Annotated in this window: 15 protein-coding genes; 8 read left to right on the top strand and 7 right to left on the bottom strand. The window is 57.0% G+C overall.

Annotation, left to right across the window (positions count from 1 at the left end; all coding sequences use genetic code 11):
- Window positions 1-55: 55 nt before the first annotated feature.
- Complete coding sequence (gene rpsP, locus HWX34_RS10395) at window positions 56-304, bottom strand: 30S ribosomal protein S16 (RefSeq protein ID WP_045846601.1); 249 nt, start codon at window positions 302-304, stop codon at window positions 56-58.
- A 191-nt stretch (window positions 305-495) separates the two neighbouring features.
- A complete protein-coding gene (locus tag HWX34_RS10390; protein WP_178972172.1) occupies window positions 496-3171 on the bottom strand; it encodes a bifunctional acetate--CoA ligase family protein/GNAT family N-acetyltransferase in 2676 nt (891 codons plus the stop codon).
- 458 nt (window positions 3172-3629) lie between these two features.
- On the opposite strand from HWX34_RS10390, the gene nadA reads away from it, so the two are divergent.
- The 5 genes from nadA (at window position 3630) to rpoS (ending at window position 8217) form a co-directional block, all read left to right on the top strand.
- Window positions 3630-4547: a quinolinate synthase NadA gene (gene nadA, locus HWX34_RS10385; protein ID WP_178972171.1), complete on the top strand. Its 918-nt coding sequence runs from the start codon at window positions 3630-3632 to the stop codon at window positions 4545-4547.
- A 107-nt stretch (window positions 4548-4654) separates the two neighbouring features.
- On the top strand, window positions 4655-5398 hold the full coding sequence (surE, locus tag HWX34_RS10380) for a 5'/3'-nucleotidase SurE (protein WP_178972170.1): 744 nt from the start codon (window positions 4655-4657) through the stop codon (window positions 5396-5398).
- Window positions 5383-6051 carry a protein-L-isoaspartate(D-aspartate) O-methyltransferase gene (locus HWX34_RS10375; protein WP_178972169.1) on the top strand — a complete coding sequence of 223 codons (669 nt, stop codon included), beginning with the start codon at window positions 5383-5385 and terminating at the stop codon, window positions 6049-6051. The genes surE and HWX34_RS10375 overlap by 16 nt, the downstream gene beginning before the upstream one ends.
- A 148-nt stretch (window positions 6052-6199) precedes the next feature.
- Window positions 6200-7222 (top strand): peptidoglycan DD-metalloendopeptidase family protein, encoded by a 1023-nt coding sequence (locus HWX34_RS10370; protein ID WP_178972168.1) that lies wholly within the window; start codon window positions 6200-6202, stop codon window positions 7220-7222.
- 47 nt (window positions 7223-7269) lie between these two features.
- Complete coding sequence (gene rpoS / locus HWX34_RS10365) at window positions 7270-8217, top strand: RNA polymerase sigma factor RpoS (protein WP_045846606.1); 948 nt, start codon at window positions 7270-7272, stop codon at window positions 8215-8217.
- 140 nt (window positions 8218-8357) lie between these two features.
- Here rpoS and HWX34_RS10360 read toward each other — a convergent pair whose 3' ends face one another.
- Genes HWX34_RS10360 through HWX34_RS10350 form a run of 3 tightly spaced genes read right to left on the bottom strand, consistent with a single transcriptional unit; the run spans window position 8358 to window position 12149 of the window.
- Window positions 8358-10307: a DUF3488 and transglutaminase-like domain-containing protein gene (locus HWX34_RS10360; protein ID WP_255496667.1), complete on the bottom strand. Its 1950-nt coding sequence runs from the start codon at window positions 10305-10307 to the stop codon at window positions 8358-8360.
- Between the two features lie 8 nt (window positions 10308-10315).
- Window positions 10316-11266 carry a DUF58 domain-containing protein gene (locus HWX34_RS10355; protein WP_255496666.1) on the bottom strand — a complete coding sequence of 317 codons (951 nt, stop codon included), beginning with the start codon at window positions 11264-11266 and terminating at the stop codon, window positions 10316-10318.
- Complete coding sequence (locus tag HWX34_RS10350) at window positions 11250-12149, bottom strand: MoxR family ATPase (protein ID WP_178972166.1); 900 nt, start codon at window positions 12147-12149, stop codon at window positions 11250-11252. Before HWX34_RS10350 ends, HWX34_RS10355 begins: the two co-directional genes overlap by 17 nt.
- A 95-nt stretch (window positions 12150-12244) precedes the next feature.
- On the opposite strand from HWX34_RS10350, the gene HWX34_RS10345 reads away from it, so the two are divergent.
- Entirely contained in the window at window positions 12245-13204 is a 960-nt protein-coding gene (locus HWX34_RS10345) for a histone deacetylase family protein (RefSeq protein WP_178972165.1), read from the top strand.
- Between the two features lie 75 nt (window positions 13205-13279).
- Here HWX34_RS10345 and plsY read toward each other — a convergent pair whose 3' ends face one another.
- Entirely contained in the window at window positions 13280-13906 is a 627-nt protein-coding gene (gene plsY / locus HWX34_RS10340; RefSeq protein ID WP_178972164.1) for a glycerol-3-phosphate 1-O-acyltransferase PlsY, read from the bottom strand.
- A gap of 72 nt (window positions 13907-13978) precedes the next feature.
- Between plsY and HWX34_RS10335 the strand changes: the two genes are divergently transcribed.
- Both HWX34_RS10335 and HWX34_RS10330 read left to right on the top strand, forming a co-directional pair.
- Window positions 13979-14338, top strand: a complete 360-nt coding sequence (locus tag HWX34_RS10335; RefSeq protein ID WP_045846611.1) for a dihydroneopterin aldolase — start codon at window positions 13979-13981, stop codon at window positions 14336-14338.
- Between the two features lie 113 nt (window positions 14339-14451).
- On the top strand, window positions 14452-14880 hold the full coding sequence (locus HWX34_RS10330; protein ID WP_178972163.1) for a PaaI family thioesterase: 429 nt from the start codon (window positions 14452-14454) through the stop codon (window positions 14878-14880).
- A 64-nt stretch (window positions 14881-14944) separates the two neighbouring features.
- Here HWX34_RS10330 and HWX34_RS10325 read toward each other — a convergent pair whose 3' ends face one another.
- Window positions 14945-15331, bottom strand: a complete 387-nt coding sequence (locus tag HWX34_RS10325) for a group II truncated hemoglobin (protein WP_178972162.1) — start codon at window positions 15329-15331, stop codon at window positions 14945-14947.
- Between the last annotated feature and the right edge of the window lie 3 nt (window positions 15332-15334).

Raw genomic sequence — 15334 nt, 5'->3', positions numbered from 1 at the left:
AGACGAGATCTTCCTTGCGCATGCGCCTTAGTCCGCGAGTTGAGTCAACGAACGATTAGGCAGCAACCTTCTGCTCTTTCAGCAGCTTGGCTACAGCGTCGGTAACCTGAGCACCAACGCCGATCCAGTAGTTCAGACGATCGGAAGTCAGGCGCACGCGCTCTTCCTTCTCGTTAGCTACCGGGTTGTAGAAGCCAACGCGCTCGATGAAGCGACCGTCACGACGGTTACGGGAATCGGTCACCACGATGTTGTAGAACGGACGGTTCTTGGCGCCGCCACGTGCCAGACGAATCACTACCATTGTCGATTGTCCTTAGATAAAAACGGTATCGTAGAAAAGCCCACGATTCTATGGCACTTTTCCCTTATCTTGCAAGCGCTTAATACGCCTGCCAGCCCGGCTGCCCGATATCGGTCAGCCTGAGCCCCCTGCTTTGACGAAAAAAACCACACAACGACCTGCAATTTGCCAACAACAGGCGGTGTGGCACATTACAGAATCTTGGTGACGATGGTCAGCGCCCGGTCTTCCGGATGGGTTTCCACGGTAAAGCCCAGCTTGTGCATCAGCTTGAGCATGCCCTTGTTACCGGCCAGCACTTCACCACGCATCACGGTGAGCCCTTGCTCACGGGCGGCATCGAACAAGGCATTCATCAGGATGTAGCCAATGCCCTTGCCCTGCCATTTGTCGGCCACTTCCAGCGCGAATTCGCAGCCTTCGTTATCCGGATCGGTAATGAAGCGGGCCACGGCTTGCTGCTCTTCACCGTTCTCGGTCTCGCACGTCATGGCCAGTGCCATTTCGCGGTCGTAATCCAGTTGGGTAAAGCGCACCAGCATGGTTTGCGACAGCTGCTTGATACTGGACATATAGCGGTTGTAGCGGCTTTCGTCCGACAGCGTGCGGACAAACTCCTGCTGCATTTCGGCATCTTCAGGCCTTACCGGGCGAATGGTGACCTTCATACCATCGTTCAGCGTGGCACTGCGCACCATATGCGTGGGGTAAGGCATGATGGCCATGTGGCCATAACGCTTCACATCCGGCTTCAAAGGCTCGACGATGATGCGTGCATCCAGCGCAATAACGCCCTTCTCGTCCGCCACCAAGGGGTTGATGTCCATCTCGCGCAGTTCCGGCAGCTCGCACACCATTTCGGAGACGTGCAGCAGCACATCCACCAGCTCGTCCATGTCCACAGCCGGCAGGTTCTTGAAGGCACCCAGCAACTGGCCGATACGGGTCTTGCGTATCATGCTGCCCACCAGGTACTGGTTCAGCGGCGGCAAGGACAGTGCGCGGTCATGCATCACTTCTACCGCAATGCCACCAGCACCAAAGGTAATCACCGGGCCGAAAGAACTGTCGTGCGTTACGCCCACCATCACCTCGCGCGCAAAACGGCGTTTACGCATGGGCTGTACCGAAATGCCATCAATCCGTGCTTCCGGCATGGCCTGGTGGGCACGCTCCAGAATGCTGCGGAAGGCGGCACGCAAGGTGGCTTCATTACTGATGTTCAACTCCACACCACCCACGTCCGATTTGTAGATGATGTCCGGCGAGTCAATCTTCAGCACCACCGGGTAGTGGATTTGCTCGGCCAGCACCACCGCCTCATCCTCGCTGCGCGCCAGCAAGGTGGGGTTGACCGGGATACGGAAAGCCGCCAGCACTTCCTTGGATTCACGCTCGGACAAAATGGTGCGGCCTTCGGCCATGGCACCTGCAATCACGGCACGGGCACGCAGCAGGTCTGGCGCTTCGCGCTTGCCTTCCAGCGGACCAGGGGTCTGCAACAGCAATTGCTGGTTGTAATGATAGGAAGCCAGGTTACGAAAGACTTCAATGCCATATTCCGGCGCACGGAAATGCGCGCACTTGGCTTTGGAAAACAGGTCGCGGCTTTCCGATACTTTGGCATCCCCCAGCCAGGACAGGAACATCGGCTTGCTGGATTCACGCTGCAAGCCAATCATCAACTGCGCCGTGGTCAGGTGGTCGGTACCGGCTTGCGGAGTGAACACCACCAGCACGCCATCGACATTAGGGTCATCAATACAGGCTTTGACCGCAGTACGAAAACGGACAGGGCTGGCATCACCGATCAAGTCGATGGGGTTGCCATGCGACCAGTTGCGCGGCAAGGCGTTATTGAGCAGGTCCATGGTGGTATCGCTCAGCTTGGCTAGCTCCACACCATTGGTATAAGCACTGTCGGCCGCCAGCACGCCAGGGCCGATGCCGTTGGTGACAATGGCCAGACGTTTGCCACCCACACGGAAGTTGGCCGCCAGCACCTTGGCCGCAGTAAACAGCTGGGCGATCGAAGACACCCGCAGCACACCGGCGCGTGACAGCGCGGCATCGAAAACATCACCGCTCTCAATCAGATTGCTGGAATGCGTGACACCGGTCACATCGTCCTGATAGCGGCCCGACTTGATCACCACCACCGGCTTGGTACGTGCGGCCGCACGCAGCGCACTCATGAAGCGGCGCGCATGATGGATGTGGTGAACATGCAACAAAATACCCTGGGTGAAGTTATCCGCCACCAGGTAATCCAGAATTTCGCCGAAATCGACATCCAGCGCCTCGCCCACGGAAATTACGCTGGAAAAACCGATTCCCTTGCTGTCCGCCCAGTCCAGCATGGCCGTACACAAGGCCGAAGACTGCGACACCAGCGCCATGTTGCCCGGACGTACCTTACTGGTGTAGTTGGTGGCGTTGAAACCAGCTACCGGCCGCATCAGACCCAAAACATTCGGCCCCAGCACACGGATGCCATAGTGGCGTGCAATGGACACCGACTCATTCAGGATTTCCCGCTCCAGTTGCTCACTATCGGAAAACTCTTTGGCCAGCAGCACAGCCTTGATGCCCTTCTTGCCACAATCCTTGATGATGGCCGGCAAAGTGCGAATGGCCGTACAGATCACGGCCATGTCAACCGCCGGTTCGATCAGGCGCACCGAGGGAACCGCAGGAATGCCCCCCACTACCTTGTGGTTCAGATTGACTGGAAACAGCTTGCCTTGAAAATTGCCCGCCAACAGATTGGCAAACACCGCCTGGCCAATAGAGCCAGGCGTATCGCTGGCACCAACAACAGCAACAGTGCGCGGTGAAAACAGCGGAGTCAGGTAGTGAGGCTTCATGGAAGCGGTTCCAGTAGGGTTAATGCCAGCAGTCATCCAGCGCGACGCGCTGCCAGGTGGCAGCTAATTTCCTCGCCAGATCTTTTTGAATACATGGACTTGCAACAGGCAAATCCAGCTTGATACCTGTATGTTGCGATAGTATTGTGCAACGCACAATAAGGACAAACGAGCACTCGCAAGACAGCAACAAGGTAAATTCGTCAGTGCAAGCCAACTTGATGACAGCAACATGCTGCCGCAGACCTGGCCAGCTCATGTTGACCTCGGGCAAGCGCACCTCAGATGAATTTTATAGCAAAGACCACCTCCATCCGCGCATCACACACAAGCTGGCGGTGGTAATCGCACTGCAATATTGCTACCCTTGGCGGTTCAGCAGTCCACGGGAACTGCATCGCAACATATCAATTCAGCTCGCCTGTCTCCTGAAGCAGGGCGGGCAGGAGTCAGCCATCATGACGAAGCGCGTCGTCACCCTTGCCCACTACTACACCCAGCCGGAAATCCAGCAAATGGCTGACAAGGTGGGCGATAGCCTGGAACTGTCGCTGTATGCCAAGGAAGCCAACGCCGACATCATTGTGTTTGCCGGTGTCCGTTTCATGGCAGAAACCGCCAAAATCCTCAATCCGCAGGCCGAAGTCATCCTGCCGGATGCAGGCTCCACCTGTTCGCTGGTCACCCAGACCGATGTCACTGCACTCAAGGCATGGCGTGAAAGCCACCCGGATCATGTCCATGTGTCCTACATCAACTCCAGCGCAGAACACAAGGCACTGTCGGACTGGATTGTCACCAGCCGCAATGTGGACGACATCATTGCCCACCTGTATGCCGAAGGCAAAAAAGTCATTTTCTCGCCGGACCGCAACATGGGCGGCTACCTGAACGACCAATACGGCTACGACATGCCGCTGTGGTCGGCAGTATGTGAAGTACACGACAAGTTCAACGAAGCCGCACTGGATGAAGCGTTTGCCGCCGCAACGGGTGAAAAATACCTGATTGCTCACCCGGAAAGCCCGTTGCCGGTCCTGAAAAAAGCCGATTACGTTGGCTCCACCTCCGGCATGCTGAACTGGGTCAAAGCCTTCAAGGGCGATAGCAAAGCAGTCATCTTTGTCGCCACCGAAGACGGTATCCTGTACAACATGGGTCTGGCCCGCCCCGACCTTGACTTGCGCCAAGCCCCCATCTACGCAGGTTGCCAGTGCAACTCCTGTCCTTACATGAAGATGAATACCATCGAGGCAGTCAAACGCGCCCAACAAGGAGAGGGCTTGCGCATTGACTACCTCACGACGGAACAAATGGATGCAGCACGCATTCCCATCGAACGCATGCTGGAATTCAGCCAACGCTACTATGCCTGATCAAACCAACCCGCTTCGGCGGGTTTTTCTTTGGCTGAATATACTGCAATGGTTTCCCAGCACTCCTTCGCAGCGATACAATCATGCGTCCAATCCGGAAGCAGAGCATGAAGTTCCTCATCAGCAATGACGACGGTTATTTCTCACCCGGCATCCGGGTACTGGTGGAAACGCTGGCACGCCATGGCGAAGTCGTGGTGGTCGCCCCCGAACGCGACCGCAGCGGTGCCAGCAATTCACTCACACTGGACCGCCCCCTGACCGTTCGACAGGCCGCGAACGGCTTTTATTATGTCAATGGAACCCCAACTGACTGCATTCACCTGGCGGTGACCGGCCTGCTGGATTTCCGCCCGGACATGATTTTCAGCGGTATCAATCATGGTCCGAACATGGGTGATGACACCATTTACTCCGGCACCGTAGCGGCCGCGAGCGAGGGCTTCTTGCTGGGCATTCCCTCCATCGCCGTTTCACTGGCCGGTTACAGCGGCAAACACTTCGATACCGCGGCGCTGGTGGTGGAACAATTGCTGGAACGCCATCGACAACAACCACTGAACAAACCGGTCTTGCTGAATGTAAATGTCCCGGATATCCCCGCCGACGAGCTGCAAGCGCTGCAAATCACCCGCCTGGGACGTCGGCATCATGCAGAACCTGTTATCAAAGCCAAGAATCCCCGTGGGGAAACGATATACTGGGTAGGCCCGGTGGGAGCAGCACAAGATGCCGGACCAGGCACCGACTTTGCGGCCATTGCAGGCAAGCATGCCTCGCTGACCCCGCTGATGCTTGATCTAACTGCATTTGGCCAAATGGACGGAATCAATACATGGCTTCATCCGTGACACAAGACAGCCAAGCCTATGGCATGCTATCTGACCGAACCCGCAAACGCATGGTTGAGCGCCTGCGACAGTCCGGTATTCAGGACGAACGGGTATTGAGCGCAATGGCTGAAGTCCCGCGCCACCTGTTTGTCGATCAGGCATTGGCCACACGTGCCTATGACGATGTATCTCTCCCTATCGGTCATGGCCAGACCATTTCGCAGCCCCTTACCGTAGCACGCATGACTGAAGTGCTACTCGCTGGCCGCAAGCCTGGCAAAGTACTGGAAATCGGCACCGGCTGCGGCTATCAAACTGCAGTCTTGCTCAAGACCGGGGCTGAAGTGTATTCAATTGAACGACTCTCGGCCCTGCTGGACAAAGCAAGACAGAATCTGCGTGCGGCTAAACTGGTTCACGCCCGGCTGGTGCATGGTGATGGACATTTCGGACTGCCGGAAGCCGCCCCGTTCGAAGGTATCATCATGACCGCGGCTGCCCGTAACATTCCGGAAGCACTGGTCGAGCAAATGGCAGAAGGTGGCCGGCTGATCATGCCTGTCGGTGAAGCCGAACAGTATTTGTGGCTGCTGGAAAAGACTACGCAAGGTTTGCAAAAGACCAGACTGGACCCGGTCAAATTCGTACCACTCTTGCCCGGTCGTAACTAACCCTTGCAAAAACACAACACATACCAAGTGTAAATGTTTACAAACCTCAATTAACTGACATATAAAATCCATAGGCATGCATAAACAGCATTCAAAGCATTGGCTGACCGCATCGTTAACCTCCGTTGTTCTGGTAGGTTGCAGCAGCATGGCGCAACAGGCAGCACCGGTTGAGTCGGCGCGCCCAGCACCAGTGGCGGCAGCGATAACAAGCACAGCCAGCAAGCCCCAGGCACCGGTTGCAGCAGACACTGCCGTAGCAACGCCCTACAAGAGTGGCGGCGGACTGACAGCCAGAAAGTTGAACAATGATTCGGCAGAAAAGACACATGTTGTTCAAGCCGGAGAGAACCTGTTTCGCATTTCGCTGAATAATGGTTTGAAATACAAAGATGTTGCGGCATGGAACAACCTGCCAGACAACAATATCAAGGTAGGTCAGGTGCTGCGCCTTAAGCCACCGACCAACGATGAAGCCGCCCCCCAAGCCGTCATAAAACAACAAACGACGGTAGCGGCTGCAGAACAACAAAAACCTGAACAAGCCACCATTGAAAGTGGCAACTCAGCGGCTGGCAGCAAAAACTATCCGAAAGCACTGAAACTGCCGTACTCGGATGAAACTGCCAAAACACTGGCGCAACAGAGCGAAGGCAGTGGTAATAAAAAGACAATGCCATCGAAAGTAGCTGCAACAACGGTCACGAACGGACCATCCGACAAAAAGGACAGTAGTAGTTCAGCTGCAATATCGGAAAATAAGAACAAAATTGAAGAAAAATCTCAGGCAACAATCAGTGAAGATAATGTCGCCTGGGGCTGGCCGACCGAAGGAAAAGTGATTCGCGGCTATTCCGAAAGCAATAAGGGTGTCGATATCAGTGGTCGTGCAGGTCAAAGTGTCATAGCAGCAGGCGATGGCAAGGTCGTTTATAGCGGAAATGGCTTGAGAGGCTACGGAAAGCTCATCATCATCAAGCACAACAAGACCTTTCTGTCTGCATACGCTCATAACAGTCAGTTGATGGTCAAGGAGGGCCAATCTGTCAGGAAAGGGCAAAAAATTGCCGAAATGGGTAATACTGATGCCGATCAGGTAAAACTGCATTTTGAGATCCGCCGTTTCGGGAAACCGGTTGATCCGATGCAGTACCTAGACAACAAATCCTGAACAGAGGTATTTCCCTCTGCCAGGATCCACCGTAGCGGGGGGAAATAATGAACCAAGACAGCGATATCCTCGAAGAAGAGGAAGTTCTTGAAGAAGAAGTTGCCGAAGACGTTGCTGCAGAAGCAGAAACCGAAGAGGCCGCCGAGCGTCAGAGCGTGACCGAGGAAGTGGCCGATGTCACCCAGATTTACCTTAATGACATCGGAAACAATGCCTTGCTGACACCTGCCCAGGAGCTGGAGCTGGCGCGCCGTGTGGTTGCTGGCGATTTTGATGCCCGTCAGAAAATGATTGAGCACAACCTGCGCCTGGTGGTCAATATTGCCAAACACTACATCAACCGCGGACTTGCCCTGCTCGACCTCATTGAGGAAGGCAATATCGGGCTGATGCATGCGCTGGAAAAGTTTGACCCGGAACGCGGCTTCCGTTTCTCAACCTATGCAACTTGGTGGATCCGTCAAAGCATTGAACGGGCCATCATGAACCAGTCGCGAACCATCCGTCTGCCCGTTCATGTCATCAAGGAGCTCAACGTTTACCTGCGTGCTTCCCGTCAGCTGGAAAGCCAGATGGGACGTGAGCCGACTCTGGAAGAAATTGCCCAGCATGTCGGCAAGCCGGTGGAAGATGTACGCAAGGTGATGAACCTGAACGAGCGCATGGCCTCTCTGGATGCCCCGCTCGACATTGACCCGATGCTGTCCATTGGTGAGTCCATCCCTGATGAACAACATGAAGAGCCAGAAATCCAGTTGCATAACAATCAATTGGAACTCTTCGTCAAGGAATGGCTGGCGCAACTCAATGACAAGCAGTGCATGGTGATCGAGCGTCGCTATGGCCTGAACGGCCATGAAATCTGCACACTGGAAGAGTTGGCTGCTGCGCTTAACCTGACCCGGGAACGCGTGCGTCAGATTCAGATAGAAGGGCTGGAGCAACTGCGTCGCATTCTTCGCCGCAAAGGTATTTCACGCGATTTTGTCCTGTAAGCATCGCGCTTTACCTACCCTGCCAACAGCAGCATGACCCCGCTCGGTACGGCGGGGTTTTTGTTTGACTGCGACAAGACAGATCACAAGAGTCATCCGGTAAACGCAGCCGCAGCCCCCCGGAAATCCGGCAGGTCCACTTAGCTGCGCTGCCTTTTCTTGCGAGCCTGCTGCGCAAAACTGCGCACTTGCCTAAGCCAGGCCTGCACTTGCTTGGCCGGTAATTCAGCATGCCGATAACGCATGGCAGCATACTCCTTGAGCAATTGCTTGAGCAGGACGCGCACGTCCTTTGGCAGATGAGCAGCCTTGTTCAGCATGTCCAGCGGCCCGTCACTGGGTTGAATGGTGATGCCATGGCATTGCAATGCAGCGACCAACAAGTTGCGGCCCGCTTGCAATGGTGCCGTCGCGGGTCGCTTGCGCCACCACCATAGCAATGGCAACAGTGCCAGCCCTCCCCCCAGCAACAATGCCCGTAAAACGGCGACGGCATCCACTGACTCGCCAAGTCCCAGCAAGCGGTACAGATTCAGCTGCCGGGCTGCATCATAACCGACCACCCACTGCTGCCAGGCAAAACCGGCTGCCTGCCAGCTTTGTTGCAGAGGCAGCAACCAACCGGGGATGCGGCTGCCCATCAAGGGCATGGCAGGCTGCAATGCAGGAATGGTTTGACTGACACCATCGCTGACGCGCTGAGGCGCGACAGCAGCTGTCGGATCCACCCGCAGCCATTCGCCCGTTTCCTGCAACCATACTTCGACCCAGGCATGGGCATCGGAGGAGCGGACTTGCCAGAACCGGCCAAGCGGGTTGTACAGCGCCCCCTGATAACCGGTAACGACCCGGGCCGGGATGCCCGCGGCCCGCGCCAGGAATGCAAAGGCCGAGGCGTAATGCTCGCAGAACCCCTGGCGGGTGGAAAACAGAAAGGCATCTGTCGTGTTGTCCCCTTCCAGCAAGGGCGGTGTCAAGGTATAGCGATAACCGTTCAGGCGGAAATGCAGCAGCGCCTCACGCACAAAACCGGCATCGCCCTGACTTTGCATGCGCCACTGCATGGCCAACTGCCGACTGGCCGGATTGCCCGGAGGCAGGCGTCGATAGAAATCCTGATCGCTCAAGCTCAGAGACTGGCGGTAATGACTGCCGAGCAGACTGGAAGCATCGACCCGCACCATATCATCGCTATCACTAGCCAGGCGGAATAAGCGGCCCGGCTCCAGCCCACTTCCTCCAGGTGCTTGCAAAGGGTACTCCAGCAAGGGAAGGCGGGAGCGGGTTGGCTTGCCGGTGAGCCGGTAACGAATTAGCTGACCACCTTGCAATTGTGCGGTCTCTTGCTGCAAGCCATGTACGTTCTGCCAGCGACGGCCATCAAAATCGTCCAGGATCATGATGCGCCAATACATCTGGCTGACAGAGGGTGCCTGGCCGGAAAACACCACGGAGAATGCAGCATCTTCGCGTTGAACCAACTGGCTGATACTGCCTGGCTCCATGCTGTCGGACAGCCCGGTCTGCGCGGTATGGGTATCGTGTGGCATGCTCCACAAGGGGCCTGGCAAGCGTGGCATCACCACAAACAACACCAGCATCAGCGGCAAGGACAGCAACAAGGCTTGAACTGCTGTGCGGGCACTGCCTGATGGAATGTCCCCGGCCAATCGCAACATGGCCCAGGTCAAGGCGAGCAAGCTGATGACCAGCCACAGTGCCGACCAGGGGCTCTGATCGAATAACAAGGGCATGGCGCTCAGGAAGAAACCCAGCGCCAGGACGACCTGCCAGTCACGCTGCTGGCGGGACTCAAAAACCTTGAAGCCCAATAGCAGGATCAACAATGCTGCCCCACCTTCCCGGCCAATCAAGGTATTCAGATTCAGCCATACACCAGCCGCTGCCAACGCCAGCAAGGGCAGAAGCACAGCCAAACCCGGCAGGCGGGACTGGCGCAGCAGCAGGCATGCTCGCAGCAACAGCATGAGTTCGACCAGGGCCGGTAACCACAACGGCAGATAGAACAACAAAGGGACGATGACCAGCGCTACGGCCAGTAGCACCGCCATTTCTGCGGGACGGAGCAAAGAATGTTTCATGATGGCAGTGAGCAGTTGGCCAGTGCGGCCAGCGCCCGTTCCCGTTGACCTGCCTGCGGTTCGATCACCGTATCGGGCAAACGCACCCGATAACGCTGGCCAGCCTTCTCGCACTGCAACAAGCGCCAGCACAAACGCGACAGCCGGGTTTCCCCATCCAGTGCCGCCGGATAATCCTGCCAGGCCAGTTCGTGCACGGCAGTACCGCGCGGCTGGCTGACAAAGCGTTTGCTCGCCAGCACATCGCGCCGCGCGAGCAAGCTCCAGGCAATTTGGCGTGGCGTATCCCCAACCTGATATTCAGCCAGATGGGAGAAATCCTCCTCATCCTCTCCCCCGCTACGTCCTTTGCCTGCTTGCAAGCCATCGGCATGACGGACACGGTCGGGCAAGGGGTGTGGATAGGCCAGCACAGTGGCGTCCGGACGCCACCAGGAAAAGGCTCGAATCAGGCCAAGAGGTGCTGTACTCCATATTTGCATCACCGGATAGGCATGCGGTCCACGGCGATTGAGCAGCAGCGGAATGCTGACCGACTGCTGGCCACCAGCAGGCAGCTGGCAGTGTACGGTGCTATCACCCTCTTCTGCCCGAAGATGGATCTGTCGTTCCACACCCGCTGGGTTGATCAGCAACAGACGGCAGTTGGCCACCTGGCCGAGAAAAGTATTTTCCCCGGCTTCTACCTGCAATTGCAGACCGGCCAGTTGCCGGAAAGCCATCAACACGGCAAGCAATACCAGGCTGATGATCCAGAACGCCAGTCCATAAGCCAGGCTGACTGCGTAATTAAGCGCGCCCACCCACACTGCGGCGGCCACCAGTAATAACAGCACACCAAAACGGGTGGGTAGCAGATAGATGCGCCGCTGCCTCAGCTTGCAGACCGTCTCCGGTGGCAGACGTCGCCACCACCAGCCACGCAGGCGCTTACGGAATGGCAACATGGTCGAGCAAGGCGGTGAGGCTGGCCGTGGCATCCCCGGCCAAACCCAGACGATGGCCAGCCACGGCCGGGAAAATGGCTTTCACATCTTCCGGCAATACGTGGTCACGGCCTTCCAGCATGGCCCATGCCCGGGCTGCCGATAGCAAGGCCAGACCGGCACGCGGGCTCAGTCCAGTCAGGAAACTGCCTTCTTGCCGGGTGGCCTGCAACAACGCCAGCACATAATCAGCCAGATCGGGGGTAACGGTCAGCGCGGCAGCCTTCTCTTGCAGTTGCAGCAGGCCATCGCCCTGCAAGCAAGGCGTCATGTCTGCCAGCAGGCTACGCCGGTCTTGTCCCAGCAACAGCGCCCGCTCGGCATCGGCAGCGGGATAGCCAAGAGAAATCCGCATCAAGAAACGGTCCAGCTGCGATTCCGGCAGCGGGAACGTCCCCAGCTGCTCGGACGGGTTCTGGGTGGCAATCACAAAAAACGGTTGGGGCAGCGGGTGACTGTCGCCATCAATCGAAACCTGGCGTTCTTCCATGGCTTCCAGCAAGGCGGATTGCACCTTGGGCGAGGCGCGATTGATTTCATCGGCCAATAACAGCTGACTGAACACCGGCCCCTGATGAAAGCGGAAACTGCCGCTATCTCGCTGGTAGATATTGACCCCGAGAATGTCGGCAGGCAGCAAGTCGCTGGTGAATTGCACCCGCTGATAATGCAGGCCCAACACCGCCGCCAGACCATGGGCAAGCGTGGTTTTCCCCACGCCGGGCACATCCTCGATCAGTAGATGGCCCCGGGCGATCAGGCAGGTCAGCGCCAGCCGGACGGCGCGAGACTTCCCCAGGATAAGCGTGTTCAGTTGACGATAGGCAAGGCTGAGTGATTGCATTTGGACCCGGTTGCGCGCAGTATTTATCGAAAATACATAAAGATAAAACTCGCGTCCATTGTACGCAAACAATCGTACGCAACAAGGAAACGCTCGTGTTAACTTGGCTAAAAAACCGTCTACAGAGAAACGGACTCACTGCCTATATCACCCATTCTGTCTGCCTGCAGCACAATATGGGGGTAGGCCACCCGGAATGCCCGGAACGCCTGATAGCCATCAAGGATCAACTGATGGCCGCACAGATTTACGACAGCCTGCATGAGGTGGAAGCACCGGAAGTCACCGAGCAGCAACTGGCTCGGGTGCACCCACCACGCTATGTGGAATACATCGAAGCCTGTGCGCCGTCGGTTGGCACCTTCCGCATGGACCCGGACACCGCCATGGCGCCGGGTACCCTGCCTGCCGCACGTCGCGCCGCAGGTGCGGTAATCAAGGCGGTGGAACTGGTGTGCGAGGACAAGGCGCCCAATGCCTTCTGTGCCATTCGTCCACCCGGCCACCATGCCGAGCACGACAAGGCAATGGGTTTCTGCTTCTTCAACAATATCGCTGTCGGCATTGCCCATGCGCTGTCCACCTACAAGTTCGAGCGGATTGCGGTGATCGACTTCGACGTGCATCACGGCAACGGCACCGAAGACATCTTCCGTGACGACCCGCGCGTGATGATGGTGTCCATCTTCCAGCACCCCTTCTACCCTTACTGTGGTGACAACCCGGCTGGGGCGAATATGGTGAACGTACCGCTGAAGGCGGGCAGCACCGGACGGGAATTCCGCGAAGTGGTGGAAAACGTCTGGCTGCCCAGCCTGCACGACTTCAAACCGCAGATGATCTTTATTTCTGCGGGTTTTGATGCCCATCGCGAGGATGACATGGGATCGCTGGGGCTGGTGGAAGCCGACTACGAGTGGGTCACTCGCCATCTGATGCAGATTGCCGACCAGTATGCTGATGGCCGCATCGTGTCGGTACTGGAAGGCGGCTATGATTTGTCTTCGCTGGCACGCAGCGTCACCGCCCATGTGAAAGTACTGTCGGACGGCTAGCCTGCCATCATCCGCAACAAGCAAAAGCCCGCTTGCGCGGGCTTTTTGCATGGCAAATACCGGTCAGCTTCAAGACTATTTATCGCCGCTGCCAGCTTTTTCACCAATCTTACCTTCCTGCCCGGTCAACAGCTTGATCAGGTTGGACTTGTGACGATGAATCACCAGGATGGCAATGATGATGCAAGTGCCAAAATAAGGCGAAGACGGGCCGGTGATGAAATAGGCATACACTGGCACCATCACGCAGGCCACGATGGCGGACAGCGAGGAAATCTTCACCACAAAAGCCATGAACAGCCAGGTAGCAATGGCAGCCAGTGCCAGCCAGATATTGAAACCGAACAGCACGCCCACTGCGGTAGCCACGCCCTTGCCGCCCTTGAAGCCGAAGAATACCGGCCACATGTGGCCGATCAGCACCGCCAATGCCGACATGGCAATAGCCTGCTCACCCAGCCCATATTGCGGGCCGAGCCAGGCCGTCAGTGCCACCGCCACCCAGCCCTTGGCGCCATCGCCCAGCAAGGTCAGTACCGCGGCCAGCTTCTTGCCGGTACGCAATACATTGGTGGCACCGGGGTTGCCCGAGCCGTAGCTGCGCGGGTCGGCCATGCCCATGGCCTTGCTCACGATCACGGCAAAAGACAGCGAGCCCAGCAGGTAGGCCGCAACAATGAAGGCAAATGCTGTCGTGGTCATGGTGTATCCATTAGAATAGAAGGCTTCGGATTTTACGGTATCGGGCGACAAAGCCCAACTCCCGGCATAGCAATGGACATCATTTTCCTGCGCGAAGTACGCGCCGACACCATTATCGGTGTTTATGAGTGGGAGCGGAAAAATCCGCAAACCATCGAAATCGACCTGGAAATCGGCATTCCCAGTGAAGTGCCCTGTCACACCGACAATATCGGCGACACCATTCACTACGGCGTGGTGGTGGAACGGCTGCGCAAAGCGCTGTCGGAACAGCACTTCCTGCTGCTCGAAGCACTGGCCGAATATATTGCCAAGGTAATTCGTGAAGACTTTGGTGCGCCCTGGGTACAGGTTTCCGTCACCAAGCTGGGTATTTTGCCCGGCGTGCGCCGCGTTGGCGTGCTGATCGAACGCGGACACCGCCCGCGCTGAGAACTGCACCACAGATTGTCCTGGCCGCCATCAGGTCATGGATGATGTCAGCAAATTGACGTTAACGTAACGGTCATGCAGCATGTGTCTCTGCCTTTTTCCAGAGAAACTTCATGAGCCAGATCAGCGTTGCAGACTTCCAGGCCTTGATCGACAGCGAGCTGCCGCTGGTCAAACTGTTCGGCATGCGTACCGAGGACATGGCCCATGGCACGGCCCGCATGCGCATGCACTTCAACCCCGACCTGATCCGCCCCGGTGGCACCATTGCCGGCCCGGCCCTGATGGCACTGGCCGATGCCACGCTCTACGCCGTGGTACTGGGCATGATAGGCAAGGTGGAACTGGCAGTGACCACCAGCCTGAATATCAATTTCCTGCGCAAGCCGCCGCAGGAAGATGTGATTGCCGAAGGCCGCATCCTCAAGCTGGGAAAACGCCTGGCCGTGGGCGAAGTGCTGCTGTACTCCGCTGGCAGCGATGAGCCGGTAGCGCATGTCACCGGCACTTATTCCATTCCGCCCTTACCGGAAAGCAGATAAACAAAAACCCTCTGCCAGCTTGCACCATGCAGAGGGTTTCCGGTTTCAGCACATCAGACTGCGATCATTCTTCCTGATTACGCATGAAGTCCGCGGTGTTATAGAAGGCTTCCAGCAGCTTGGCCTTGAGCCAGTCTTCCACCAGCAGTTCGTTCACGGCCTGGGTCATGCACTGCATCCACTGGTCGCGCATTTCCCCATCCACGGCAAACGGCATGTGGCGCATGCGCAGGCGCGGATGACCAAACTTTTCCATGTACAAGCCCGGCCCGCCCAGCCAGCCGGACAGGAACATGAACAGCTTTTCGCGCGAACCGGCCAAATCAGCCGGATGCATCTCGCGCAGCACCTTGACCGAAGGGTCGCTGTCCATGATGTCGTAGAAGCGGTTGGTGAGCCAGCGCACCACGCCTTCGCCACCCATCAGCTCGTATGGCGTCATTTCCTGCATGGC

It is taken from the genome of Aquitalea sp. LB_tupeE (assembly GCF_013391415.1).
In the GTDB taxonomy this organism is placed as follows: domain Bacteria; phylum Pseudomonadota; class Gammaproteobacteria; order Burkholderiales; family Chromobacteriaceae; genus Aquitalea.
This window is presented reverse-complemented; position numbering and strand designations above follow the sequence as displayed.

Bases quoted from the DNA above. Each gene is read 5' to 3' on its own strand.
- nadA (WP_178972171.1), top strand. From the start codon at position 3,630: ATGACGAAGCGCGTCGTCACCCTTGCCCACTACTACACCCAGCCGGAA.
- rpsP (WP_045846601.1), bottom strand. From the start codon at position 304: ATGGTAGTGATTCGTCTGGCACGTGGCGGCGCCAAGAACCGTCCGTTC.
- HWX34_RS10390 (WP_178972172.1), bottom strand. From the start codon at position 3,171: ATGAAGCCTCACTACCTGACTCCGCTGTTTTCACCGCGCACTGTTGCT.
- HWX34_RS10325 (WP_178972162.1), bottom strand. From the start codon at position 15,331: ATGCAGGAAATGACGCCATACGAGCTGATGGGTGGCGAAGGCGTGGTG.
- rpoS (WP_045846606.1), top strand. From the start codon at position 7,270: ATGAACCAAGACAGCGATATCCTCGAAGAAGAGGAAGTTCTTGAAGAA.
- HWX34_RS10370 (WP_178972168.1), top strand. From the start codon at position 6,200: ATGGCGCAACAGGCAGCACCGGTTGAGTCGGCGCGCCCAGCACCAGTG.
- surE (WP_178972170.1), top strand. From the start codon at position 4,655: ATGAAGTTCCTCATCAGCAATGACGACGGTTATTTCTCACCCGGCATC.
- HWX34_RS10355 (WP_255496666.1), bottom strand. From the start codon at position 11,266: ATGTTGCCATTCCGTAAGCGCCTGCGTGGCTGGTGGTGGCGACGTCTG.
- plsY (WP_178972164.1), bottom strand. From the start codon at position 13,906: ATGACCACGACAGCATTTGCCTTCATTGTTGCGGCCTACCTGCTGGGC.
- HWX34_RS10335 (WP_045846611.1), top strand. From the start codon at position 13,979: ATGGACATCATTTTCCTGCGCGAAGTACGCGCCGACACCATTATCGGT.
- HWX34_RS10350 (WP_178972166.1), bottom strand. From the start codon at position 12,149: ATGCAATCACTCAGCCTTGCCTATCGTCAACTGAACACGCTTATCCTG.
- HWX34_RS10375 (WP_178972169.1), top strand. From the start codon at position 5,383: ATGGCTTCATCCGTGACACAAGACAGCCAAGCCTATGGCATGCTATCT.
- HWX34_RS10330 (WP_178972163.1), top strand. From the start codon at position 14,452: ATGAGCCAGATCAGCGTTGCAGACTTCCAGGCCTTGATCGACAGCGAG.